General features: G+C 65.1%; 27 protein-coding genes. 16 read left to right on the forward strand and 11 right to left on the reverse strand.

The features are described from left to right. Window positions 1-26: 26 nt before the first annotated feature. The gene (locus FIU85_RS17080; RefSeq protein ID WP_152497742.1) at window positions 27-1058 is read left to right on the forward strand and encodes a sodium:calcium antiporter; all 1032 of its coding nucleotides are present in this window, start codon (window positions 27-29) and stop codon (window positions 1056-1058) included. 57 nt (window positions 1059-1115) lie between these two features. Here FIU85_RS17080 and crtC read toward each other — a convergent pair whose 3' ends face one another. Both crtC and crtD read right to left on the reverse strand, forming a co-directional pair. Beyond that, window positions 1116-1994, reverse strand: a complete 879-nt coding sequence (gene crtC / locus FIU85_RS17085; RefSeq protein WP_302849166.1) for a carotenoid 1,2-hydratase — start codon at window positions 1992-1994, stop codon at window positions 1116-1118. Further along, window positions 1991-3538: a 1-hydroxycarotenoid 3,4-desaturase CrtD gene (gene crtD / locus FIU85_RS17090; protein WP_152497743.1), complete on the reverse strand. Its 1548-nt coding sequence runs from the start codon at window positions 3536-3538 to the stop codon at window positions 1991-1993. The genes crtC and crtD overlap by 4 nt, the downstream gene beginning before the upstream one ends. A gap of 96 nt (window positions 3539-3634) precedes the next feature. Between crtD and FIU85_RS17095 the strand changes: the two genes are divergently transcribed. The 15 genes from FIU85_RS17095 (at window position 3635) to FIU85_RS17160 (ending at window position 17723) form a co-directional block, all read left to right on the forward strand. Beyond that, complete coding sequence (locus FIU85_RS17095; protein ID WP_152497744.1) at window positions 3635-4504, forward strand: polyprenyl synthetase family protein; 870 nt, start codon at window positions 3635-3637, stop codon at window positions 4502-4504. Window positions 4505-4627: 123 nt separating this feature from the next. Then, window positions 4628-5641 (forward strand): methyltransferase, encoded by a 1014-nt coding sequence (locus FIU85_RS17100; RefSeq protein WP_368372969.1) that lies wholly within the window; start codon window positions 4628-4630, stop codon window positions 5639-5641. 145 nt (window positions 5642-5786) lie between these two features. Further along, window positions 5787-6728 carry a chlorophyll synthesis pathway protein BchC gene (bchC, locus tag FIU85_RS17105; RefSeq protein ID WP_152497746.1) on the forward strand — a complete coding sequence of 314 codons (942 nt, stop codon included), beginning with the start codon at window positions 5787-5789 and terminating at the stop codon, window positions 6726-6728. Further along, the gene (locus FIU85_RS17110) at window positions 6725-7729 is read left to right on the forward strand and encodes a chlorophyllide a reductase iron protein subunit X (protein ID WP_152498295.1); all 1005 of its coding nucleotides are present in this window, start codon (window positions 6725-6727) and stop codon (window positions 7727-7729) included. Before bchC ends, FIU85_RS17110 begins: the two co-directional genes overlap by 4 nt. Next, the gene (locus tag FIU85_RS22555; protein ID WP_302848993.1) at window positions 7716-7850 is read left to right on the forward strand and encodes a hypothetical protein; all 135 of its coding nucleotides are present in this window, start codon (window positions 7716-7718) and stop codon (window positions 7848-7850) included. The genes FIU85_RS17110 and FIU85_RS22555 overlap by 14 nt, the downstream gene beginning before the upstream one ends. Next, window positions 7847-9409 carry a chlorophyllide a reductase subunit Y gene (gene bchY / locus FIU85_RS17115; RefSeq protein WP_152497747.1) on the forward strand — a complete coding sequence of 521 codons (1563 nt, stop codon included), beginning with the start codon at window positions 7847-7849 and terminating at the stop codon, window positions 9407-9409. The genes FIU85_RS22555 and bchY overlap by 4 nt, the downstream gene beginning before the upstream one ends. A gap of 100 nt (window positions 9410-9509) precedes the next feature. After that, window positions 9510-11009, forward strand: a complete 1500-nt coding sequence (bchZ, locus tag FIU85_RS17120) for a chlorophyllide a reductase subunit Z (protein WP_152497748.1) — start codon at window positions 9510-9512, stop codon at window positions 11007-11009. After that, complete coding sequence (gene pufQ, locus FIU85_RS17125) at window positions 11002-11226, forward strand: cytochrome PufQ (protein ID WP_057794646.1); 225 nt, start codon at window positions 11002-11004, stop codon at window positions 11224-11226. The genes bchZ and pufQ overlap by 8 nt, the downstream gene beginning before the upstream one ends. Window positions 11227-11359: 133 nt before the next feature. Continuing rightward, window positions 11360-11509: a light-harvesting antenna LH1, beta subunit gene (pufB, locus tag FIU85_RS17130; RefSeq protein ID WP_057794645.1), complete on the forward strand. Its 150-nt coding sequence runs from the start codon at window positions 11360-11362 to the stop codon at window positions 11507-11509. Between the two features lie 13 nt (window positions 11510-11522). Then, window positions 11523-11690 carry a light-harvesting antenna LH1, alpha subunit gene (gene pufA, locus FIU85_RS17135; protein WP_152493186.1) on the forward strand — a complete coding sequence of 56 codons (168 nt, stop codon included), beginning with the start codon at window positions 11523-11525 and terminating at the stop codon, window positions 11688-11690. A 110-nt stretch (window positions 11691-11800) separates the two neighbouring features. After that, window positions 11801-12640 carry a photosynthetic reaction center subunit L gene (pufL, locus tag FIU85_RS17140; RefSeq protein WP_152493185.1) on the forward strand — a complete coding sequence of 280 codons (840 nt, stop codon included), beginning with the start codon at window positions 11801-11803 and terminating at the stop codon, window positions 12638-12640. A gap of 3 nt (window positions 12641-12643) precedes the next feature. Then, window positions 12644-13630 (forward strand): photosynthetic reaction center subunit M, encoded by a 987-nt coding sequence (gene pufM, locus FIU85_RS17145; RefSeq protein ID WP_152493184.1) that lies wholly within the window; start codon window positions 12644-12646, stop codon window positions 13628-13630. Window positions 13631-13633: 3 nt separating this feature from the next. After that, window positions 13634-14728: a photosynthetic reaction center cytochrome PufC gene (pufC, locus tag FIU85_RS17150; protein WP_152497749.1), complete on the forward strand. Its 1095-nt coding sequence runs from the start codon at window positions 13634-13636 to the stop codon at window positions 14726-14728. A 104-nt stretch (window positions 14729-14832) separates the two neighbouring features. Further along, on the forward strand, window positions 14833-16761 hold the full coding sequence (gene dxs, locus FIU85_RS17155; RefSeq protein ID WP_152493182.1) for a 1-deoxy-D-xylulose-5-phosphate synthase: 1929 nt from the start codon (window positions 14833-14835) through the stop codon (window positions 16759-16761). Between the two features lie 161 nt (window positions 16762-16922). Beyond that, window positions 16923-17723 carry a MauE/DoxX family redox-associated membrane protein gene (locus FIU85_RS17160; protein ID WP_152498296.1) on the forward strand — a complete coding sequence of 267 codons (801 nt, stop codon included), beginning with the start codon at window positions 16923-16925 and terminating at the stop codon, window positions 17721-17723. 6 nt (window positions 17724-17729) lie between these two features. Here the strand turns inward: FIU85_RS17160 and FIU85_RS17165 are convergent, their stop codons facing one another. The 9 genes from FIU85_RS17165 to puhA all read right to left on the reverse strand — a co-directional run bounded on the left by FIU85_RS17165 (window position 17730) and on the right by puhA (window position 24487). Beyond that, window positions 17730-18266: a putative glycolipid-binding domain-containing protein gene (locus FIU85_RS17165; protein WP_152497750.1), complete on the reverse strand. Its 537-nt coding sequence runs from the start codon at window positions 18264-18266 to the stop codon at window positions 17730-17732. 132 nt (window positions 18267-18398) lie between these two features. Next, window positions 18399-18821, reverse strand: a complete 423-nt coding sequence (locus tag FIU85_RS17170; RefSeq protein ID WP_152493180.1) for a cytochrome c family protein — start codon at window positions 18819-18821, stop codon at window positions 18399-18401. A gap of 125 nt (window positions 18822-18946) precedes the next feature. After that, a complete protein-coding gene (gene hemA, locus FIU85_RS17175) occupies window positions 18947-20161 on the reverse strand; it encodes a 5-aminolevulinate synthase (protein WP_152497751.1) in 1215 nt (404 codons plus the stop codon). Next, window positions 20151-20969, reverse strand: a complete 819-nt coding sequence (gene puhE / locus FIU85_RS17180) for a putative photosynthetic complex assembly protein PuhE (RefSeq protein WP_152497752.1) — start codon at window positions 20967-20969, stop codon at window positions 20151-20153. The genes hemA and puhE overlap by 11 nt, the downstream gene beginning before the upstream one ends. A 121-nt stretch (window positions 20970-21090) precedes the next feature. Beyond that, window positions 21091-22221, reverse strand: a complete 1131-nt coding sequence (gene acsF / locus FIU85_RS17185; RefSeq protein WP_152497753.1) for a magnesium-protoporphyrin IX monomethyl ester (oxidative) cyclase — start codon at window positions 22219-22221, stop codon at window positions 21091-21093. Continuing rightward, on the reverse strand, window positions 22218-22514 hold the full coding sequence (locus FIU85_RS17190) for a hypothetical protein (RefSeq protein WP_152497754.1): 297 nt from the start codon (window positions 22512-22514) through the stop codon (window positions 22218-22220). The genes acsF and FIU85_RS17190 overlap by 4 nt, the downstream gene beginning before the upstream one ends. Before the next feature lie 17 nt (window positions 22515-22531). Next, on the reverse strand, window positions 22532-23005 hold the full coding sequence (gene puhC / locus FIU85_RS17195) for a photosynthetic complex assembly protein PuhC (protein WP_152497755.1): 474 nt from the start codon (window positions 23003-23005) through the stop codon (window positions 22532-22534). A gap of 17 nt (window positions 23006-23022) precedes the next feature. Continuing rightward, the gene (gene puhB / locus FIU85_RS17200) at window positions 23023-23682 is read right to left on the reverse strand and encodes a photosynthetic complex putative assembly protein PuhB (protein WP_152497756.1); all 660 of its coding nucleotides are present in this window, start codon (window positions 23680-23682) and stop codon (window positions 23023-23025) included. A 31-nt stretch (window positions 23683-23713) separates the two neighbouring features. Next, window positions 23714-24487 carry a photosynthetic reaction center subunit H gene (puhA, locus tag FIU85_RS17205; RefSeq protein ID WP_152497757.1) on the reverse strand — a complete coding sequence of 258 codons (774 nt, stop codon included), beginning with the start codon at window positions 24485-24487 and terminating at the stop codon, window positions 23714-23716. Window positions 24488-24489 lie beyond the last annotated feature (2 nt).

Raw genomic sequence — 24489 nt, forward strand, 5'->3', positions numbered from 1 at the left:
CCGCAAAGCTACGCGGTTGAAGCGTCATGCTCGGTGACTTATCCCTGACTGCCAACCTGATCGTTTTCGCCGGGGCGGCGCTTGTCATCCTTGTGGCGGGGACCAAGATGACCGGGATGGCGGACCGCATCGCGGACCGTACCGGGTTGGGCGAGGCCGTGACCGGCGGGCTGTTGCTGGGGGCGGCGACGTCGCTGTCGGGCACGGTGGTTTCCATAACGTCAGCGCTGGACGGGCGCGCAAGCCTCGCCTTTTCCAACGGCATCGGGGGTATCGCGGCGCAGACGGCGTTTCTTGCCTTTGCCGACCTGATCTATCGCCGGGCGAACCTTGAACATGCCGCGGCGGACGTGGCGAACCTGTTTCAGAGCACGTTGCTGATGCTGATGCTGGTGGTGCCGCTGGCAGCCTTCGTGATGCCCGATGTGGCGTTCTGGTCGGTGCATCCGGCCTCGGTGGTGCTGGTGGGGCTCTACCTGTTTGGCGCCTATGCCAGCGTGGGCATCCGGCAAAGCCCGATGTGGCGGGCCGTGGACACGAAGGAGACGCGTGACGACCAGCCCGAGGACGATGAGGACGCGCAGAAAAGCGCGGTATCGCTTCTGGTGCCGTTCGCGGCGCTGATGGTGCTGCTGGGGCTGGCCGGCTATGCGATTGCGCGCTCGGCGGGCGCGCTGACAGAGCAGTTGGGTCTGTCGTCGGCGCTGGTCGGCGCGTTGATGACCGCCGTGGTGACGTCGTTGCCTGAGCTGGTGACCACGCTGGCGGCGGTAAGGCGCGGGGCGTTGCAGCTGGCCGTGGGTGGGATCATCGGGGGCAACACGTTCGACGTGCTGTTCCTGACCCTGTCGGACATCAGCTATCGCGACGGATCGCTGTATCATGCGATCGGCACGGGCGACCTTTTCTGGGTCGTGGTCGGGCTGGCGATGACCGCCGTGCTGTTGATCGGGCTCATCCTGCGCGAAGAGTCGGGCCCAGCAAACATGGGGTGGGAGAGCCTGACGATGCTGGGGATCTACGGCGGGGCCGTGGGGCTTCAGGCGTGGAGCGGGTAGCGGTGCCGATTTCTTGAGAAGAAATCGGACCGAAATCTTTTCAAGATTTCGACTGCGTCAGGTGTCGGGGAAGCGCCAGCGCGTCCGGCGTGGCACGCGGACGGCCAGCATTGGTTTCAGGAATGGCGAGCGGAACCGCTTGAGATCGAGCGCCTCGTGCACGCCGGTGGTCTGTTCGCCGTCGATCACGCTGCGCACGGCGGCGCGGGCGTAGAAAGGCGCGTCGAGCATGGGTTGCACTTGCGTCGGGGTGTGGCCCGGGTCTGCGCGGCCTTCGCGGTAGAGGCCCCAGGCGGTGCGCTTCATGCGGGTATTCGGCGGAGGCGTCACGATCCGGGCGTCGCCTTGTTCATCGAAGCGGATGCCGAGGCCCAGCTGCGAGCCGTCGAGGCGAGTGGCGTCGTAGAAGCAGGTGCTGCCCGTCCCGGTCGGGAAGCGGCCCCAGGTCCAGTAGGTGAAGTCCTGCTCCAGCGCGCGGGTGCCGAAATTGGCGTCGAAATAGCCGTGGCCGTCCCATTGCCAGCCGGGCGCGTCGAGATCGACCTCGATCCGCGCGGTGGGGGCGAAGGGGCGCCAGACATGGGCGCCGTCGGGCGTGAGCGATAGTTCGACATTTGTCATCGCGGAGGGGGTGACGGTGACGCGACCCCTTACGCGGGAGATCATCGGCGGGGCGCCGATCTCGTCGATGTCGATGACGAGACGGCCGTTTGTCCAGTGCAGCGAAGACGGTCCCACGGTAAAGCTGTCCGCCGTCTGGCGCAGGGCGCTGCTGCCCCGGTCGGTCATGGTGAAGCGCCCGCCGGGGCCGTAGGTGGCGACGTTGATGCAGACATGGTTGTCCGGGTTGCGCCGCCCGGACCAGGCGTACCAGGGCGAGAAAACCGAGCCGATGAAGGCGATGATCGAGATGGCGCGACCGCCGCCGTCTTTCAGGCCGTCGACATACCACCATGCGTAGCCGTTGGGCGGGACGGCGAGATTGAAGTTGGGTCCGTCAGTATCGCCTCGGCCGCATGCCTGCCGGAGAGGGCCGCCATCGGCACCCCCGCCCCCGGATGGACCCCGCCGCCCGTCAAATAGAGGCCCTTGACCGGCGTCCGGGCCGTCGGGCGCTGGAAGGCCGCCATCGTGCCATGCGGGCTTTGCCCGTAGAGGGATCCGCTGCTCTCGGGAAACAGTCGGTCGAAGCCCGGGGGCGTTGTCAGCGCGTCCGGCCCCGGCAGCGGATCGAAGTCGAGGCCAAAACGGGCCAGCGTCCGGAAGGTGCGTGTCTGACATGCGGTGAACTCCTCTGGGCCTTGCGGCTCCTGCAGGGATGGGGCGTTGGCGATGATCTCGAAGCGTTCGAGGGTTGGCGGGGCCGCGGGAAGGCCGCGATCCATGGCGCAGACATAGAGCGTGGGATCGGGGATGCGGCGGCCCTGCATCAGCGCGTCGAACTCCGGCTTGGGATCGGCGCGGAAGAAGACGTTGTGATGGGCGAGGTCCGGGCCGGACGGCCTGGCCGCGAAGGCCCAGACCTCGGCCGAGAAGCTGCGGGGGATTTCGGCGGTTTGCGGTGCGACGCTCTCGAGGCCGGGACCGAGCGCGCCGGTGGCCAGCGCGCGCGGGTCGCCGTTGAAGACGACCACGTCGGCGGGCAGGAAGGCGCCGCCCTGAAGGGTGACGCCGATGGCGCGGCCTTTCTCGGTGAGGATGCGGTCGACATGGGTGTCGTAGAGGAATTCGCTGCCGTGGGCCGTGATGGTGTCGGCCAGGGCCTGCGCCAGCCGATGCAGTCCGCCCTCGACCACCCAGACGCCCGAAACCTCGGCCTGCCAGATCAGCGCCAGAAGGGCGGGCACGTGGTAGGGGGAGCCGCCGACATAGGTGGCGTAGCGGCCGAAAAGCTGAACGAGGCGCGGATCGCTGAAGCTGGAGTCCAGAAGTTGCGCGAGGGTCTTGTTCGGGGCCATCTGGCGGATCAGGTGCGGATGGCGCAGCACGTGGGAGGTGAGGGCCGCGAGCGTCGGTTCGGGCGACTGCATCACCGGGGCGTCGAAACCTTCGAAAAGGGCGCGGGCGCGCTCGGAGAATTTGCGCATCTGCCGGCCCGCGCGCGCCCCGGCGAAGGCGGCCACGGCCTTGATGTTGGCATCGGGGTCGTCGAAGAGATCGAGCGTGCCGCCATCGGGCCAGAAATGCCGGGCGAGGAGGTGTTGCCGGTGCAGGGTGACGTGATCCGTCAGCCGGGTGCCGAGAGCGGCGAAGAGATCCTCGAACACCGGGCGCATGGTCAGCACGGTCGGGCCGGCGTCGACCGGACCGGCGGCGGAGGGCATTGTGCGCATCTTGCCGCCGGGGTGACCGTGGCGCTCCAACACGGTGACGCGCAGCCCTGCGCCCGAGAGACGCGCGGCAGTGGCAAGCCCGCCGATCCCAGCACCGATGATGACGGCGTGGGGCGCGCTGGTGTCCGGAACGCGAGACCTTGTCATGCAAGGGATTGTTGACTCGAAACCCCAAAGTGTCCAGTATAGTTTACATAATATATGTCGTTATGATGTGACATATGGCTTGACAAGGAGCGACCCATGCCCCTCTCGCAGCGAATTGACGCCGCCGTTCTGCGCGCGCTGGACATGACGCAGGGGAAGGAGGCTCCGGCGCAGCTCGGCGAGGCGTTGAGATATGCTTGCCTGCCGGGCGGGGCGCGCATACGGCCGACGATCCTGATGTCGGTGGCGCAGGCCTGTGGCGACGATGCGCCCGCGCTCAGCGATGCGGCGGCGGCGGCACTGGAGGTGATCCATTGCGCCAGCCTGGTGCATGACGATCTGCCCTGTTTCGACGATGCCGACCTGCGGCGCGGCAAGCCGTCGGTGCACAAGGCCCATTCTCAGCCGCTGGCCGTGCTGACCGGCGACAGCCTGATCATCCTGGCCTTCGACGTACTGGCTCGCGCGGCCGAGGCGGAGCCATTGCGCGGTGTGCGCCTGATACAGACGTTGGCAAGGCGCACCGGGATGCCCGGCGGCATCTGCGCGGGCCAGGGCTGGGAAAGCGAGCCGGAGGTGGACCTGGAGGCCTATCACCGCTCGAAGACAGCGGCGTTGTTCATCGCGGCGACGGAAATGGGGGCGGTTTCCGCCGGCCATGATGCGGAGCCGTGGGGTGACCTTGGGGCGTTGATCGGTGAGGCATTCCAAGTGGCAGACGATCTGCGCGACGCGGTTCTGGACGAGAAAAGCCTGGGCAAGCCCGTGGGGCAGGATGACCTGCACGGAAGGCCCAACGCGGTGGCGGCCTATGGGGTCGAGGGCGCGGTCGCGCGGCTGAAGGACATCCTGGCAGGAGCGATCGCGTCGATCCCATCCTGTCCGGGCGAGGCGGCGCTGGCCGAGATGGTGCGTCTGCAGGCGCAGGCCATCATGCCGAAGATGCCCGCCGGTTACCGGGTCTAGCGGCCCATGGCGGTGCGGGACCCCGAGATGCGGTCACGTGCCGGACTCTCGGGCTGGCTGAACCGTCTGATAGCACGGCCGCGATTTCAGAGTATCGCAGGCGCATTGCCTTTCGGACGCGGCATGGCGCGCCGGGAGGGGGCCGGGATCTTCGATCTGCTTCAGGGTTTCGTGGCAAGCCAGGTCCTGACGGCGCTGGTCGACACCGGCATTCTCCGGGCCTTGCTGGACGGGCCGCGCAGCGCCGAGGCGCTGGGGTTTCGCCATGATGTGCCCGCCGACCGGATGGATCAGCTGTTGCGAGCGGGCGCTGCGCTGGGCCTGCTGAAGCGGCGGCGCGACGGGGCTTATGCGCTGGCCCGGAAGGGGGCGGCGATATTGGGCGTGCCGGGGTTGGAGAACATGATCCGGCACAATGCCGAGCTCTATGCCGACATGGCCGACCCGATGGCGCTGTTGCGCGGGCAGGGGGAGACGCGGCTTGCGCGGTTCTGGCCCTACGTGTTCGGCGCCGAGGGCGAGGTCGCGCCGGAGGTGGCGGACAGGTATTCGGCGCTGATGGCCGAAAGCCAGGTTCTGGTGGCCCGCGACACGCTGAAGATGCTGCCCATCAAGGGCGCGCGGACGGTGATGGACGTGGGCGGCGGATCGGGCGTGTTCCTGGTCGAGGTCTTGCGGCGAAACAAGGCCGCGCGGGGGATCCTGTTCGATCTTCCCGAGGTAATGCCGCAGGCCAGGGGTCGATTGAGCGAACCAGGCCTGACGGATCGGGTTGCGCTGCAGGGCGGCAGCTTCCGGGACGGCCCCTTGCCGCGGGGGGCGGACACGATCTGTCTGATCCGCGTGCTTTACGATCATGCGGACGACACGGTCGAGGATTTGCTGGGCAAGGCGTATGCCGCCTTGCCGCCGGGCGGATGGCTGATCGTTTCAGAGCCGATGTCGGGCGGCGATGCGCCCGAGCGGGCGGGCGACGTCTATTTCGCGTTCTACACGATGGCGATGGGCACCGGGCGCGTGCGGTCGCAGGCGCGGATTGCCGAGATGTGCAGCAGGGCGGGATTCGAGGGCATCGTTACGCCGAAGCCCATCCGCCCGTTCATCACAACGGCGCTGGCCTGCCGCAAGCCGGGCTGACCCGGCAGAGCGGTGACAGGCAGGCGATTCGCTGTAAAGTGTAAAGTTTAGTTGACACAAACTGGTGTCCGAATAGACTGACATACAACCGGATCGCGCCCTGCGTCGGCGCGACTCACACAATAACCGGGGGGAGTTCAGACAGTTGGAGACGCGCGCCGTATTCCTGAATGGTCCGAAAGACCTGCACCTGGACACGCTGCCGCTCAAGCAGCTGCGCCCTGCGGATATCGTCGTGGACATTGCCCATTCGGGGATCTCGACCGGCACGGAAAAACTGTTCTGGACCGGTGAGATGCCGCCTTTTCCGGGGTCTGGCTATCCGCTGGTGCCGGGATACGAGGCCGCGGGCGAAGTTGTCGAGGCCGGGCCGGACAGCGGCTTCAGGACAGGCGAGACCGTGTTCGTGCCGGGGGCGGATTGCTTTGACGGTGCGTTCGGGCTGTTCGGAGGGGCGGCGAGCCGGTTGGTGACGCCAGCCCACAGAGTGACAAGAATCGATTCGACTTTGGGCGCCGAGGGCGCGCTGCTGGCGCTGGCCGCCACGGCGCGGCACGCGATGGCCGGACTGGACAAGCGCGTGCCCGAACTGATCGTCGGGCATGGCGTGCTGGGCCGCCTTCTGGCGCGGCTGACGATCGCCGCCGGTGCAACAGCGCCCGTGGTCTGGGAAACCGACCCGGTCCGGCGCGGCGGTGCCGAGGGCTACGAGGTGATCGCGCCCGACGACGACGCGCGCCGCGATTACCGCGCGATTTACGACGCCTCGGGCAATGCCGGCATTCTGAACGACCTGATCGGACGGCTGACCAAGGGTGGCGAGATCGTGCTGGCGGGGTTCTATCCCGGCGGCCTGAGCTTTGCCTTTCCGCCCGCCTTCATGCGCGAGGCGCGGTTGCGCATCGCCGCGGAATGGGCGCGCGAGGACCTCGCCGCCGTGGGCGCGCTGCTGGACAGCGGTGCGCTGAGCCTGGGTGGGCTGATCACTCACAATGCCCCGGCCGAGCAGGCCGAGGACGCGTACAGGACGGCCTTTGAAGAGGCGTCGTGCCTGAAAATGATACTCAACTGGAAGGACGCCGCGTGAAGGACGACATCCCGAATCTGAAGGATTTCGACAAACGCCTGCGGGACGAGGCGGGCGAGGAGCCCACGCTTGAAGTGCCGCAGGGCGAACCCACCAGCAAGACGCAGATCATCGCGATCTATGGCAAGGGGGGGATCGGCAAGTCGTTCACCCTGGCCAACCTGAGCCACATGATGGCCGAACAGGGCAAGCGCGTGCTGCTGATAGGGTGCGACCCGAAATCGGACACGACCAGCCTGCTGTTCGGTGGCAAGGCGTGCCCGACCATTATCGAGACCTCGACCAAGAAGAACCTCGCTGGCGAGCAGGTGAAGATCGGCGACGTGTGTTTCAAGCGGGGCGGTGTGTTTGCCATGGAGCTGGGCGGCCCGGAAGTGGGCCGCGGCTGTGGCGGGCGTGGGATCATCCACGGGTTCGAACTGCTGGAGAAGCTGGGCTTCCATGACTGGGATTTCGACTATGTCCTGCTGGACTTCCTGGGTGACGTGGTGTGCGGAGGCTTCGGCCTGCCGATTGCCCGTGACATGGCGCAGAAGGTGATTTTGGTGGCGTCGAACGACCTGCAATCGCTTTACGTGGCCAACAACGTGTGCTCGGCGGTGGAGTATTTCCGCAAGCTGGGCGGCAACGTCGGCGTCGCGGGGCTGGTGGTCAACAAGGACGACCATTCGGGCGAGGCGCAGGCCTTTGCCAAGGCGGTGGATATCCCCGTGCTGGCCGCGATCCCGCAGGATGACGATTTGCGCAAGAAATCGGCGAATTACCAGATCGTCGGTACCGAAAAGAGCCAGTGGGGCAGCCTGTTTGCCGGGCTGGCCGAGGCGGTATCGCTGGCCCCGCCGGTGCGCCCCGCGCCGCTGGACCAGGACGGATTGCTTGGGCTGTTCGACGAGTCCGAGACGGGCGGCAGCGTCACGCTGGAGCCTGCGACGGACGAGGACATGCGCGGCAAGAATGCTGCGCCGAAAGAAAGCCTGGAGGTGGTCTATGACGACGCCTGACCCCACCCGGGCACAGCAGTTGATCCGGGCCTGCCGGATGGTCGCCGAGGCGCGGCCCGAGCAGATCGCCCGGTTGTTGAAGGATATCGCGGCCCAAGGCGGGTCGGAAAGGGCTCTATGAGCGATGAAGTCACATATGACGATGCCGGCAAGGCCGAGGTCATTCGCGGCAAGGCGCGCGAATACGCGCCGGAGCTGACGAGCGATTCCGGTCTGGGCTGTCATTCCGGTAACGAGATGAAGAAAGCCGCGCGCATGGCCGGGCAGAGCGATCTGCTGGACCAATATGCACGCGACTATCCGCAAGGTCCGCACGACAAGCCGCAAAGCATGTGTCCCGCTTTCGGCAGCTTGCGTGTCGGCCTGCGGATGAAACGTGTGGCGACCGTGCTGAGCGGTTCGGCCTGTTGTGTGTACGGGCTGACCTTCGTGAGCCATTTCTACGGCGCGCGTCGGTCGGTGGGCTATGTGCCGTTCAATTCCGAGACGCTTGTGACCGGCAAGCTGTTCGAGGATATCCGCGACTCTGTGCACGAGTTGGCCGATCCGGACCGGTTTGATGCAGTCGTGGTGACAAACCTGTGCGTGCCGACGGCGAGCGGCGTGCCGCTGCGGCTGTTGCCGAAAGAAATCAACGGCGTGCGGATCGTCGGGATCGACGTGCCGGGCTTTGGCATTCCGACCCACGCCGAGGCCAAGGACGTTCTGGCCGGCGCGATGCTGAACTACGCGCGGCAAGAGATCGAGGCAGGGCCAGTCGCGGCCCCTGATGGCGGCGTGTCCGACAGGCCGACCGTGACCTTGCTGGGCGAGATGTTCCCCGCCGATCCGGTGATGATCGGTCAGATGTTGGCGCCGATGGGGCTGGCCGCGGGGCCGGTCGTGCCGTGCCGGGAATGGCGAGAGCTTTATGCCGCGCTGGATTGCGGCGCGGTGGCGGCGATCCATCCGTTCTATACCGCCGCCGTGCGGGAATTCGAGGCCGCCGGTCGGCCTGTCGTCGGCAGCGCGCCTGTCGGACGGGACGGGACGGCGGCGTGGCTGAGCGCGATTGGCGATGCCTTTGGTGTGACCGCCGACAAGGTGGCGCAGGCGCAGAACGCGTTCCTGCCCGCGATCGAGGCGGCCTTGGGCGCCAAAAAGATCGACGGCACCATCACGCTGTCGGGCTATGAGGGCAGCGAGCTACTTGTGGCGCGCCTGCTGATCGAGAGCGGGGCGGATGTGCCTTATGTGGGCACGGCCTGTGCCAAGAGCCCGTGGTCGGCGGAGGATGCGGCCTGGCTGGAAAGCAAAGGCACCAAGGTGCAGTATCGCGCGTCGCTGGAAGACGATTGCGCGGCAATGGAAGCCATCCGGCCGGATCTGGCCATCGGGACGACGCCGGTGGTGCAGAAGGCCAAGGAACTGGGCGTTCCGGGGCTTTATTTCACCAACCTGATTTCCGCGCGTCCCCTGATGGGTCCGGCCGGGGCCGGAAGCCTGGCCGAAGTGGTCAACGCGGCCATCGCCAACAAGGGGCGGATGGACCGGATGCGCGACTTCTTCGAGGGCGTGGGCACTGGCGATACCGCCGGGGTCTGGGAGGGCCAGCCCAACCTGCGCGAGGATTTCCGGGCGACGAACCAGAAAAAGCTGGAAAAAGCCGCGCGGGCCAAAAAAGCGCAGGAGATGATCTGATGCCGAGGGGCTTGCCATCAATTTGGATGAAACTGGGTCACAGAATGTGGCTGGTCGTCCTGATTGTTGCGGTGATCTTCTTTGCTGGGAGATGCTCGGTATGACGCTCATTCAGGATCATGATCGCGCGGGCGGATACTGGGGTGCGGTTTATGCCTTCTGCGCCGTCAAGGGTTTGCAGGTGGTGATCGACGGCCCGGTGGGCTGTGAGAATCTGCCGGTGACCTCGGTGCTGCATTACACCGACGCGCTTCCGCCGCATGAGCTGCCCATCGTGGTAACGGGCCTCGGCGAAGAGGAGCTGGGCCGGGAAGGTACCGAAGGCGCGATGAAGCGGGCCTGGGGCACGCTCGATCCGGCACTGCCGGCGGTCGTGGTCACCGGCTCCATCGCCGAGATGATCGGCGGGGGCGTGACGCCGCAGGGCACCAACATCCAGCGGTTCCTGCCGCGCACCATCGACGAGGACCAGTGGGAAGCCGCCGACCGGGCGATGACCTGGATCTTCACCGAGTTCGGGATGACCAAGGGCCGGATGCCGCCCGAGAAGAAGCGCGCGGAGGATGCGAAGCCGCGGGTCAATATCCTGGGGCCGATGTATGGCACGTTCAACATGCCTTCGGACCTGGCCGAGATCCGTCGGCTGGTCGAGGGGATCGGGGCCGAGGTCAACATGGTGATGCCGCTGGGCGCGCACCTGGCCGAGATGCGGGACCTTGTGAATGCCGATGTGAACATCTGCATGTATCGCGAGTTCGGGCGTGGCCTGTGCGAGGTGCTGGACAAGCCGTACCTGCAAGCGCCGATCGGCATCGACAGCACCACGAAATTCCTGCGCAAGCTGGGCGAATTGCTGGAGCTGGACGCCGAGCCCTTCATCGAGCGCGAGAAGCATTCGACGATCAAGCCGGTGTGGGACCTGTGGCGGTCGGTGACGCAGGATTTCTTTGCCACGGCCAGTTTCGGGATCGTGGCGAACGAGACCTATGCGCGGGGCATCCGCAATTTCCTGGAAAACGACATGGGGCTGCCCTGCGGGTTCGCGGTGGCGCGCTGTGCGGGGACCAAGACCAACAACGAGGAAGTGCGGTCGCTGGTGCACAACAAGCGCCCGCTGATCCTGATGGGGTCGATCAACGAAAAGATGTACTTGGCCGAGATGAGCGCCGGGCACGGGCCGAAGCCGGCCTTCATCCCGGCGAGTTTTCCGGGCGCCGCGATCCGGCGCGCCACGGGCACGCCCTTCATGGGGTATGCCGGGGCGACCTACCTGATCCAGGAAGTGTGCAACGGGCTATTCGATGCGCTGTTCCACATCCTGCCGCTGGGGTCCGAGATGGATGCAGGGTCTGCCACGCCGACGCCGTTGCGCCGGGATTTCCCGTGGGATGCCGATGCGCAGGCCGAGCTGAACCGGATCGTGGAAAGCCACCCGGTGCTGACCAGAATTTCCGCCGCCAAGACGCTGCGCGATGCCGCCGAGGAGGCCGCCCTGCGAGAGGGCGCCGAGCGGGTCGTGCTGGAAACCGTACAAGCCCTTTCGCCCGCGGCCAAAGTCGCCGCGGCAGATGTCCAAGAGGAGGACAACACCCATGACTGACATGACGTCCAACCCGCCGAGACGCAGCACAACGGGACGCCGCAGAACCGCGGAGTTCTGGGTGTATTTCACGCTGATCTTCTTTTGCGCGGTGCCGTTCACGACGTTCCGGTGGGTTCGCGATATCGCGGAGCGCCACACGTTGAACGTGCGCGGCCCGCTGGCGCGCGCCTGGTCCGAAGCGGACCGGATCACGCCGCTGATTTTCTCGGTCTGAGGCATAGTGCCCCGACCGAAACCCGAGCTGTATCCGCCCGACTGGGCGAGCAGACCTTCAAGGGCCCGCAAGGCCCTTGAGGAACCCGGCCGCGGGGTTCGCGGCGTCAGCATAACGTTCCGGAGGAAAGTTCATGGCTGATAACACCGACCTGTCCTTTACAGGTCTTACCGACGAGCAAGCCCAGGAGTTGCATTCGGTGTACATGAGCGGCCTTACGCTCTTCACACTGGTTGCGGTTATCGCGCACATCGCGACGTACATCTGGGCGCCTTGGTTCTGAGGAAGGAAAGAAAATGTCGAAGTTCTACAAGATCTGGCTCATTTTCGATCCGCGCCGCGTGTTCGTAGCACAAGGCGTATTCCTGTTCCTGTTGGCCGTCATGATCCACCTGGTGGTTCTGTCGAACGGCGTCAACTGGTTCGAGAATGCAGCAGCGTCCCGCGCTGCGGCGTCCGAGTGATCCAAGACAATCGTCAAACCTCGTTGCGGGCGGGTCCGCCCGCCCGCAACAAACCGAACGAAGAGTGACGGCCGGGCAGGACTGGCCGGCCGAAAACGCGGAGAGAAACAATGGCGTTGCTCAGCTTTGAGAGAAAATACCGGGTCCGCGGGGGGACACTGATCGGAGGCGACCTGTTCGACTTCTGGGTCGGTCCGTTCTACGTGGGCTTTTTCGGCGTGCTGGGCGCGTTCTTTGCGCTTCTTGGCACGATCCTGATCTTCTGGGGAGCGGCCCACCAGGGCACATGGAACCCCTGGCTGATCAACATCGCGCCGCCCGACCTGTCCTACGGCCTGGGCGCGGCCCCGTTGATGGAGGGCGGTCTGTGGCAGATCATCACGATCTGCGCGATCGGCGCCTTCTGCAGCTGGGCCCTGCGAGAGGTCGAGATCTGCCGCAAGCTGGGCATCGGGTATCACGTGCCTTTCGCCTTCAGCGTAGCGATCTTCGCATATGTCACGCTGGTGGTGTTCCGCCCCGTCCTGATGGGCGCGTGGGGACACGGGTTCCCCTACGGCATCTTCAGTCACCTCGACTGGGTCAGCAACACCGGCTACGCGTACCTGCATTTCCATTACAACCCGGCGCACATGCTGGCGGTGACGTTCTTCTTCACCACCACGCTGGCCCTGGCGCTGCATGGCGGTCTGATCCTGTCGGCGGCCAATCCCGAGAAGGGCGAGGTCATGAAGACGCCGGATCACGAGGACACGTTCTTCCGGGATTTCATCGGCTATTCGGTCGGCACGCTGGGCATCCACCGCGTCGGACTGCTGCTGGCGCTGAACGCGGGCTTCTGGTCGGCGGTCTGCATCATCATCAGTGGTCCGGTCTGGACCAAGGGCTGGCCCGAATGGTGGAACTGGTGGCTCGAACTGCCGATCTGGCCATCGCAGATGGGGATATAAGACATGATCGAGTATCAGAACATATTCACGCAGGTCCAAGTCCGGGGAAATCCCGAATGGGGCATGGACAACGACAACCACATGATGGACGAGCGGGCGTTCAAGCCGCGGTTCAGCAACCTGGTGGGCTGGCTTGGCAACGCGCAGATCGGGCCGATCTACCTGGGCTGGACAGGACTTGTCAGCGCGGTCACCTTCATCCTGGCGCTCAACATCGTCGGCTTCAACATGCTGGCGCAGGTCAACTGGTCGATCCCGGAATTCCTGCGCCAGGGTTTCTGGCTGGCGCTGGAGCCGCCGGGGCCGGAACATGGTCTGTCCATCCCGCCGCTGAATGACGGGGGCTGGTTCATCATCGCCAGCTTCCTGCTGCTGGTCAGTGTCATGACATGGCTTATCCGCAGCTACCTCTTGGCGGCGCAGCACAAGATGGGCAAGCACGTCTTCTGGGCCTTCGCGAGTGCGATTTGGCTGATGCTGGTGCTGAACCTCTTTCGTCCGATCCTGATGGGATCGTGGAGCGAGGCGGTGCCTTACGGCATCTTCCCGCACCTCGACTGGACCACGGCGTTCTCGATCCGGTACGGCAACCTTTACTACAACCCGTTCCATTGCCTGAGCATCGTGTTCCTCTATGGCTCGACGCTCTTGTTCGCCATGCACGGCGCGACCATCCTGGCCGTGACGCGCTATGGCGGCGACCGGGAGCTGGAGCAGATCGTCGACCGGGGCACGGCCACGGAACGCGCCGCCCTCTTCTGGCGCTGGACCATGGGCTTCAACGCCACGATGGAAGGCATCCACCGCTGGGCATGGTGGTTCGCGGTCCTGACGCCGGTGACCGGCGGGATCGGCATCCTGCTGACGGGAACGGTCGTGGACAACTGGTTCATCTGGGCACAGGAGCACAATTTCGCACCGGCTTACGATGGCTCTTACGGCTACGAGGCTTACGGGTCTTACGAAGCCTTCATCGGCAAGGAGGACTGAGCCATGCTACCGAACTGGTTCAACAAGTGGAACTCCGACAACCCCACGAACATCTATGGCCCCGCGATTGCCATCGGGGTCGTGGGGGGCGCGGTCCTGGTGGCGGCCTGGTTGGTTTCTGCCAATCAGTCCAGCGCCGTCGACAGCCTTCAGACGGGCCCGCGCGGCACCGGCATGTCGGTGCCCAAGTTCAAGTCGGACCTCGGTGAACCCGATCCGGGCATCGCGGGCTACATGGCCACGCGCTCGGACCCGGTGGTGCCGCAGGGCGGCGAAGAGCTGGCCGGCGATGCGCGTGAGAACGTGCCGCCTGGGCTGGAGGGGCTGACGGTCGAGAACTACGACCGCCTTCTGGCCGCGATGCGGCAGTGGACGGGCATTCCCGACCTATTCGAGGACATGGACAACTACCAGACCTCGGTGGGCTATACCATGATCGGCATGACCCAGAACCTGAACGAGAACTGGGACGGGCACGTCAACGCCAATGCGGAGGTGGGCGTGACCTGTTACACCTGCCACCGTGGTCAGCCCGTGCCGAGCGACGTCTGGTTCGATATCAGCCCGGTCAACGAGCGGGTCCAAGGCTGGGGGGCCGTGCAGAACCGGGTGACGCCGCTGTCGAGCTATACCTCGCTGCCGTCGGACGCGTTGCAGACCTACCTGGTGGATGGAGAGTCCATCAAGGTGCACGACCTCGACAGCCGCGTGGCGGGTGTGCCGGGCGTGGACGACTACCCCGGCATTCAGCACGCGGAACGTACCTACGCGTTCATGAACTACATCTCGAACTCGCTGGGCGTGAACTGTGTGTTCTGTCACAACTCCCGCGCCTTCTATGACGGGGCGCAGGTGACGCCGCAATGGGCGACCGAGACACTGGGCATCCAGATGGTGCAGGAGTTGAACAACGACTACCTGATCCCGATCGGAGGGCTGCTGCCGGAAAGCCGGCTGGGGCCAGAGAACGGCGATGCGCCCAAGGCGGCGTGCCGGACCTGTCACAAGGGCTATCAGCAGCCGTTGCAGGGCACGAACGTCATCCAGGACTGGCCGGAACTGGCCACGACCTCGGGCGAGCCGGACTACGGCGAGTAACACGTGCGGGGCCGGGCGGCGCGATGTTGCCCGGCCCCGCGAACATCGCGCTGCTTGCAGCCACTGTTGCGGGCCGCGCCGGATCTCGTCTTGAGGGGGATGCGATGCAACAGACCAGACCACACACACCGATACTGGACCGCGTGGCGGGGCCGCAGGACCTGCGGCAGATGCCCGACGAGGACCTGGCGGCGCTGGCGAACGAGCTGCGCGCCGAAGTGATTTCCGCGGTTTCCGAAACGGGCGGGCACCTGGGGTCGTCGCTGGGCGTCGTGGAGTTGGCCGTGGCGATCCATTCGGTCTTCAACACGCCGATGGACAAGCTGGTGTGGGATGTCGGGCACCAATGCTATCCGCACAAGATCCTGACCGGACGGCGGGACCGGATCCGGACGTTGCGGCAGAAAGGCGGCCTGAGCGGCTTCACCAAGCGCAAGGAAAGCGAATACGATCCATTCGGGGCGGCGCACAGCTCGACCTCGATCAGTGCGGCGCTGGGCTTCACGGTGGGGCGCGACATGGGCCGGCCCACGGGCGATGCGATTGCCGTGATCGGGGATGGCTCGATCAGTGCAGGCATGGCCTATGAGGCGATGAACAACGCGGGCGCCGAGGGGCGGCGGATGTTCGTGATCCTGAACGACAACGAGATGAGCATCGCCCCGCCGGTGGGGGCGATGTCATCCTACCTGAGCGGGCTTTACGCCAACGAGCCGCTGGCGCGGGTAAAAAGCCTGGCCGAGGGGTTCGAGGCGGCGCTGCCCGCGCCGATGCGCGAAGGGGCGAAGCGGGCGCGGCAGCTTGTGACAGGGGTAAGCCAGTCCGGCACGCTGTTCGAGGAGCTGGGGTTCGAGTATGTCGGGCCGATCAACGGGCATGACATGGGGCAGTTGCTGCCGGTGCTGCGCGCGGCGCGGACGCGGGCGACGGGGCCGGTGCTGATTCATGTCTGCACGGTGAAGGGCAAGGGATATGCCCCCGCCGAGACCAGCGCGGATTGCGGGCATGGCGTGTCGAAGTTCGACCCCGAGACCGGCGTGCAGGCCAAGAAGGCGGGCGGCCCGCCGTCCTACACGTCCGTCTTCGGCAAGGCGCTGACGGATGAGGCCGCGCGAGACCCCAACATCGTGGCGGTGACGGCGGCGATGCCGTCGGGCACGGGCGTGAACGTGATGGCCGAGCGGTTTCCCAGCCGCGTGTTCGACGTAGGTATCGCCGAACAGCATGCCGTGACTTTTGCCGCCGGGATGGCGGCGAGCGGGCTGCGGCCGTTCTGCGCGATCTATTCGACTTTTCTGCAACGGGGCTATGACCAGCTGGTGCATGACGTGGCCTTGCAAGGCCTGCCGGTGCGGTTTGCCATTGACCGGGCGGGGCTGGTTGGCGCGGATGGGCCGACCCATGCAGGTGCATTTGATGTTGGGTATATTGGCGCTTTGCCGGGCATGGTCTGCATGGCCGCCGCCGACGAGGCGGAGCTGATCCATATGGTCGCCACGGCGGCGGCGCATGACGAAGGGCCCATAGCCTTTCGCTATCCGCGCGGGGCGGGGACGGGGGTCGCTTTGCCGGAGCGCGGCGAGGTGCTGGAGATCGGCAAAGGCCGCGTGCTGCAAGACGGCGACGACGTGGCGATCCTGTCCTATGGGGCGCATCTGGCGGAATGCCGGACGGCGGCTGCGGAGTTGGAGGCCGATGGCGTGTCTGTCACGCTGGCCGACGCGCGCTTTGCCAAGCCGCTGGACATGGACCTGATCCGCCAGCTGGCACGGCATCACCGGGCGCTGATCACGGTGGAAGAGGGTGCCATGGGCGGCTTCGGTGCCATGGTGCTTCAGGCGCTGGCCGCGGAAGGCGCGTTCGACAGGGGGCTGGCGATACGGACCATGCACCTGCCGGACCGCTATATCGACCAGGCAAGCCCCGACGACATGTATGCCGATGCGGGCCTGACGGCGGCAGATATTGCCGCCACCGCGCGCGGGGCCGTCGGCCGGGCGGCGGAGGTTGTCACGCTGAACGCGGTCGGCTGACGCGCTTTCAGGCGTCTTTTGGCCGAGGGGCCGGCGATGATTGCCGGAACCAACCGGCTGTCTTTCTGTTGACTCAGTGAGTTGCGAAGCGCCTGCGCAAGGCGTGGCGTTTTGCCCTGAAACGCACAAGCCAAAAGGCATTCAAGATGACATCCACGGACATGATCGACGGCCCCGACACGGCCCGCGCCAAAAGCGAGGGGAGTGAAAAGACCGCGTCTCTGTACCGGATGGTGATGCCGGGGCATCTGTGTCCCTTCGGGCTGAAGTCCCTGTCCATGCTGAAACGGCGCGGATACCGGATTGACGACAATCCCCTGATCACGCGCGAGGAGACGGACGCGTTCATGGACGCGCACGGGGTCGAGACCACGCCGCAGACCTTTATCGACGGCAAGCGGATCGGCGGGTACAGCGATCTGAAAGAGCATTTCGGCTATCGCGTGCTGAAAGAGGGTGAAACGACCTATACGCCCGTCATCGCGATCTTTGCCAGCACCGCACTCATGGCGCTGGCGATCGTGCTGAACTTGTACCAAGGCTTCCCTGTGCTGACGTGGCTCAAGTGGTTCTTTGCAGGCTCGATGGTCGCGCTGGCGATCCAGAAGCTTCAGGACCTCGAAGGCTTCGTGAACGGGTTTCTGGGCTATGACCTGCTGGCGCAGCGCTATGTGCCGTACGGCTATGCCTATCCGTTTGCCGAACTCTACGCAGGTGTCGGGATGATGGCGCTGATCGGGACGGGCAGCGCATTGGTCTGGCTGGTGGCGCCGGTGGCGATATTCATCGGGACGGTCGGCGGCTGGAGCGTCTTCAAGGCCGTCTACATCGACAAGCACGAATTGACCTGCGCCTGTGTCGGCGGCGGCTCGAACGTGCCGTTGGGGTTCATCTCGTTGACCGAAAACCTGGTGATGCTGGGCATGGGCCTCTGGATGCTGGCGGGGCAGGTGGCCGGTTAGCGGGCGTCAAGCCTGTGCCGTCCACTGGCCCGGCTGCGATTGGACGATACCCTCCTCGTTGACGGTAAATCGCGAGGTTGTGCCCGTTTCGGCGATGTCCATTTCGTACGTGTCGCCCGCAACACGTCGAAGGACAAGATCGAGCGGCGTCAGTCGCCCGGTTTCGACATCCAGCCTTGCGACGAACAGTTCGGTTTCCTTGCCGACCTCAAGGTGCAGGCGGCGGATCGGCAATGTGAGCGTCGCGGGCGTGAAGCCCAGGTCGATGTCCTTGGCGCCGGTCACGTCCGGCATGGGCGTGTCGTTCAGCGTCCACGTGTCATCCTTGGCACGGCGCGCGATCAGCCGGGATTTCCTGCCAATGCGGGCGCGGCGGGTGGTGCCGTCTTTCCGGGCGCGGACGCGATAGCGCAGCACCTCTCCATCCGAGCCGGTTGACGATCCGTCGATCAGGTAGCCGCCTTCGGCGTCGGCGAACCGGCAGGCGTCGTTTCCGGTGCCGTCCTCGCGCAGCCAGAGAATTGCGTGTGCCCCTGCGATCATGATGTTCCCCCGCGGTTGAATGTCATCCTAGCATGCGCCCGGCGCCTTGCGTCCGGAAATTTCAATGCCGGGGCCTGAACATGAAAAAGACCGCCTTCAGCGGCGGCCTTTGTTCCGTTGCGCGGTGCGACCTCAGCTCTCGGGACCGACCGAGGCAAGATAGGCCCAGATATCCGCCGCATCCTCTTCCTTGCGCAGCTTGAAGGTCATTTTCCCGCGACCGTCTTCGCCGGTGTATTCCTTCAGCCAGGGCGTCGGGTCCTGTACGTAGCCCGCGAAGCTTTCCTGATCCCATTCGAGGCCCGCTTCGCCGGCGGCGACCAGCAGGTCGGAATAGTTGAAGTCTTCGACCGAGCCTGCGGTGCGGCCCGAAAGACCGTAAAGGTTGGGCCCGACCTGACCGCCCTTTACGATGGTTTCGCCTGCGTCGTCGATGACCATGTGGCAGGCCTTGCATTGGCGAAAGGCTTTCTCGCCGGCTTCGGCGTCGCCATCCTGGGCAAGGGCGGGGGCGGCGAGGCTGGCGAGGGCGATGGCTGTAACGTGGATCTTCATTCAGTCCTCCATGCGTTTGGCTGTCTGTATGAAATAGCTGGTACAAGGCTAAATCAACCGGCATTTTCTTAACCCTGCGGCGGGTTCTAAGGTTCCGCGCGCTTGACGGATTGCCGCAGCGGTACTCAGGCGACGGCGTGGGCTATTGCGCACTGTTTCCAGAGCACGCCGAGAGCCTCGACCAGATGGTCGATATCGTCGTAGCTGTGCAGCGGGCCTGGGGTAAAACGCAGCCGTTCCGTGCCCTTGGGGACCGTGGGATAGTTGATCGGTTGGACGTAGATGCCCCAGTCCTGCATCAGGATGTCGGCCAGCATCCGGCATTTGACCGGATCCTTGATCATCACCGGGATGATGTGGCTGGGGTTGTCCATATGCGGGATGCCGCGCTTGTCGAGCTGGGCGCGCAGATAGGCGACGCGGTCGCGCTGGGCGTCGCGTTCGGCGCGGCTCTCCTTGAGATAGGCCACCGAGGCCTGTGCCGCCGCGGCCACGGCGGGGGGCAGGGCGGTGGTGAAGATGAAGCCCGAGGAAAAGCTACGGACGAAGTCGCACATCGCGGCGGAGCCGGTGATGTAGCCGCCCATGCAGCCATAGGCCTTGCCCAATGTGCCCTCGATCAGCGTGATGCGGTGGGCAAGCCCCTCTCGCTCGCTGACGCCGCCGCCGCGAGGGCCATAGAGGCCGACGGCATGGACCTCGTCGAGATAGGTCATGGCACCGTGTTTCTCGGCCACCTCGACGATCTCTTTCATCGGGCAGATGTCACCGTCCATGGAATAGACGCTCTCGAAGGCCACGATCTTGGGTGCATTGGCCGGAAGGGTGGCCAGCTGGCGATCGAGATCCTCGGGGTCGTTGTGCTTCCAGATGCGCTTTTGCGCGCGGGAGTGGCGGATGCCCTCGATCATCGAGGCGTGGTTCAGTTCGTCCGACAGGATCACCGCGTCGGGCAGGCGGGCACCCAGCGTGCCGAGCGCGGCCCAGTTCGAGACATAGCCCGAGGTGAAGAGCAGGGCGCTGTCCTTTCCGTGCAGATCGGCCAGTTCGCGTTCCAGGGCGACGTGATACTTGTTGGTGCCCGAGATGTTTCGTGTGCCGCCCGCGCCGGTGCCGCATTGGTCGATGGTATCCTTCATGACTTGCCGGATATGGTCATTCTGGCCCATGCCCAGATAGTCGTTCGAGCACCAGACAGTGACCTCATCCGGAGTGTCGGCGTCATGACTGCGAGCCTTCGGGAATGCGCCGCAGCGGCGTTCGAGTTCGGCGAAGATGCGATAGTTGCCCTCTTCCTTGAGTGCGCCGAGCTGCGCGTTGAACATGGCATCAAAATCCATGGGATTCCTCCGGTCTTGCAGTTTTGTCGTTTTGGGTTTTGGGCGCGGGAAGCATCCAGCGCCAGAGTTTGGCATCGGGCAATGGCAGCACCATCAGCCAGTGTTCAAGCAAGGCGAGGCCCGTGATGGCCGAAAGCAGGGCGAAGCCTGCCACCTCGGCGCCGGTCTGCGCGGCGTAGAGCCGCTCCAGCCAGCAAGCAACGGCGAAGGTCAGTGCCGACACCGATATCGGGAAGACCCAGTTCAGCCGCTGGATGCGGAAATGGCTGGCGAGGTGGCCAAGCGCCTCGGGCAGGAACTCGGTATTGATGCGCGGCACGCCGAAATAGAGGTTCAGCTTGGCAGAGACGCGCGCGAAATAGAGGATCGTGAAGGTCCAGAGCCCAAAGGTATTCACCGACCCGGCCGCGTGCAGCCACATCGCGACGAATATCAGCGTCAGCAGGGTTTCGTGATAGGCCACGGTGCCCCAGGCGCGGAGGAAACGCTCCCATTCCGGCAGGCCGTCGGGACAGGCGCGCAGGTTCGGGCCGGTGATCATGCCGGTCAGGAAGGTCAGTTCCACCCAGCCCCAGACCGCCAGCGCCGCGAGGAACGCGCCGTAGACGGCAAGGGTCGAGTCCATCGCCAAGGTTGCATGGAAGCCCCATAGCCCAAGAGCCAGCAAGGGCAGGGACGACAGCAAACAGATCATGCGGGCGTTTCCGCCCGCACGGTCGGCATGGCGCACCACCATCAGGATCGCCCCGGTGGAGAACCACCAGAGGAAAAGCGCCATGAGCGCCGCGATCCAGGGCGAGGTCAGCATCGAAAGCCCTCGCTTCCTCTGGCCGAAAATATCCCGGGGGGGGCGTTGAAATCCCAAGGGGATTTCAACGTGGGGGGCTGGCCCCCCTCCCGTCCGGGATCATATGCGCGGCCGCCGGCCATCAGTAGGCCGGCTCCAGCCGCACGTTTTCCGGCACCTCGTGCGACTTCGACGGGATCAGCATCAGCCGCACGAAGGCAGTCCCCGCGCGGGCCTGCGCCGACAGACGCTTGACGAACCCCATCGGACCGCCCTGCTTACGGGCGGTGTCGAGATCGACATTGGCCTTTTGCAGCTTCTCCAGCAGGGGCTGCCATTTCGGGCTTTCGATATCCAGCGTGATCGGGAAAATCTGCTTGCTGAGTTCCGACGTCTTGGTGAAGACCTCGTGCGCGTACCAGTCGGGATCGACGCCGAGTGCGGCGTGAAAGGCCGGGCGCTGGTGGTCGCGGACATACATCGTGGCGTAAACGGCCGTCAGGAAGAACTTGATCCAATAGACGTTTCGCCCCGAGGTCAGCTTGGGGTCGGTCTTCATCAGCAGGGCGAAGGCCTCGCCATGGCTGAACTCGTCGTTGCACCATTCGCGGAACCACTTGAAGATCGGGTGAAAGCGATGCTCGGGGTTGGCCTCGAGATGGCGGTAGATGGTGATGTACCGCGCATAGCCGATCTTTTCCGAAAGATAGGTGGCGTAGTAGATGAACTTGGGCCGGAAGTAGGTGTATTTCTTCTTCTGGGTCAGGAAACCGAGGTTTACCCGCAACCCCGCCTCGCGCAGGGCGTCGTTGATGAAGCCGGCGTGCCGGGCCTCGTCACGGGCCATCAGTTGGAAAAGCTGCGTGATGTCCTTGTTGTTGCCGCGGCGCTTCATCTCCTTGTAGAGAACGCAGCCGGAGAATTCGGCGGTGCAGGAGGAGATCAGGAAGTCGATGAATTCCTTCTTCAAGGCAGGGTTCATCCCATGCCAGTCGACATGGTCCCAGTCCTCGTTCTTCTTGAAGTGGCCCTTGTTGGGGTCGGCCTCCATCTGGTCGATCAGCTTGTCCCAGTCCGCGCGCACCGAACTGACGTCGATGGCGTCAAGCTCATCGAAGTCGGTGGTGTAGAAACGCGGCGTGAGCAGCGTGTTGGCCATCGCCGTCTCGGTCGCCATTTCATCGTTGTACTGGCGATCCTGCGCTTCGGCGATCGCGAGTCCCTCTTCAACGGTGGTGGCGTCGGCGGTGTGTTTTCCGGTGTGGGCGTTCATAGCGTGACCTCCTCGGAGAAGGAAAACTCGCACAGCTCCATCACCTCGAAATCACCCGTGAGGCGTGTCCAGAGCTGTTCCAGTTTGCTGGCGCGAACGATGGTGGCCTCGCGCTCCTCGCAGACCACTTCACCGAAGGGCGCCATGATCTCGGGCCCGTGGACCTTTACCTCGTCGCCGGGGTGGATCACCGCCCCGTTGTTGAACCGCACATGCGCGTGCAGGGAGTCAAAGCAATGCGATACTTCGACCGTGCAGGGCGCCCTTTCTATGTCTTTGGTCAGCCATCCCATTTTGGCGTCTCCTTTTGCTATTGTGCCAGGAGCCTTGCAAAGGCCTTGGCGTTGTCGATGCCGAACCCCATGAGGTCGGCATTCCAGCCCGTGGACGGGTCGTGGATCGCGATGCGTCCGTTGTCGTAGCGGACGAGTGTCAGCGGGCCTTCCAGGGCCACGCGGTGTTTGGTGCGCTCGCGCTGGATCACCCTCCAGACGCCCGAGATGAACCCGCCCTCTTTCGGGTTCAGGTCGGCGATGAGCGTGCCGTCCAGTTCGGTCACGGTGGCGCTGCCGGACATGTCGCCCGACAGGTGGAACGTGCGTTCATGCGTGATCGCGCCGGTGGGCGGCGTATAGGTGACCGGCTGGCCAGACAGGCGCGACCAAGTTACCAGCGCCAGAACGATCAGCACGAAGGTGCAGACCGCGAAGACCAGCGCGCGCGGGACAAGCTCCTTGTCATGTCCGGCGCGGTCGGTGGCGTGGATATTGTCGGTCTGGGCCATGGTCTGTCAGGTCCTTGTCATTCCGCAGGCACGGCGCCGGGGGCGATGTCATCCGCGTCGGTTTCGGCAGCGGGTGTGCGGGCCAGCCTGGGTGCGTTCAGCTGCGCCTCGGCCGTCTCGGCGATAAGGCTGGCGATGCGGGCGGCGTCGTTGATGGCGCGCAGCGCGGGCTGCGGCTTGCGCACGTGCCAGGGGCGCACATGCGGCCAGCAGGTCAGGTAGCTGAGCGGCGGCGGGTCCATCAGGTCGAGTGCGATGGTGCCGTTGCCCGAACGGCGCAGCGCGAGGTCCGCGCTGGCGATGCGGCTGAAGGGCAGGTTCAGCGTGACGGTCAGCGCCGCGCCGACGCGCATCGCCACGCGCCGGTTGGTGATGGTGTAAACGGTGGCGCGGGCCTGCACGTAGCCGATCAGAAGCAGGAGCGCCGCGGCCACCGCGCCGATGATCAGGAACGGGAAGGATACCCGGAACGCATGGGCCATCCCCACCTGATCGAAGAGCGTGACAAAGCGCCAGGCGAAGAGGAGCACGAAATAGCCCGCCACCCAGTAGAGGTTGAGCGATTGCACCGTCAGCGCCCACCAGTTCGGCCGGCCCTGCCACAGGATCTGCTCGCCCTCGGGCGGGCGTTCGGGCAGGCCGGGCACCGGCTCCACGTGAAAGTCGTCATGGGGCATCATCATCTCCTCCTTCCGTCTTTTTCCCGGTTCAGCCCAGCTTGGGGTTGAGGCGGGCGTCGTCGGCGTAGATCGTGCCGCCGCCGTAATAGGCCGAGATCTTGTCTTCCTCGAGCTTGGTCACCTGGTTGGGCGAGGCATGTTTCGGCACGCCGGCGAAGTGTTTGCCGTAGAGCTTGAGCACCTTGACGTGGTTGCTCTTGATCCGGGTGAGCGTCATCGGCACCAGCCGCTTGCCCGCGCCATGCGCGGCGTCGAGTTCGATCTCGAGATAGCGCACCAGCTGTTCGGGCTCGTCGACCCAGAGGTCGGTGATCATGCCCACGACCTCGCCGTCGCCGGCCACGACGGGCAGGCCGCGCGGGTCACGGCCCGCAGCCACGTGGAAGTGTTCGTTGGCCGACATCGGCACGATCTTGGGGTGGCCGTGACCGTCCAGTTCCGGCACGTCCTCGCGGTTGGCCCAGGAGGCCGGGCCGACGCCATCGGCAAGCGGGTCGCCCGTGGGCTCGAACGGAAACCCGTTGCCCGCTGCGGTTTTTTGCAGCGCCACGTTCTGCCGGTCGGGGCGTTGGCCCGAGGGCACCGTCAGCTCGCCCCGGCCATGGGGCAGGATGAAGGTCTTGTCGCCGGGGATCGGGAAGGGCCCCTGGTTGGCGGACAGGTTGCCGTCATCATCCTCGAGCGGGTAGCCCTCGCGCATGTTCTCGCGCTGAATGTAGACGATCAGGCCGGCGAAGAAGATCCAGAACAGCCAGATCGAAAGACTGGCAAGATCGAAATTGGCGAAGAAAGCGTTACTCATGG

The organism is Roseovarius sp. THAF8, assembly GCF_009363735.1.
Lineage (GTDB): Bacteria > Pseudomonadota > Alphaproteobacteria > Rhodobacterales > Rhodobacteraceae > Roseovarius.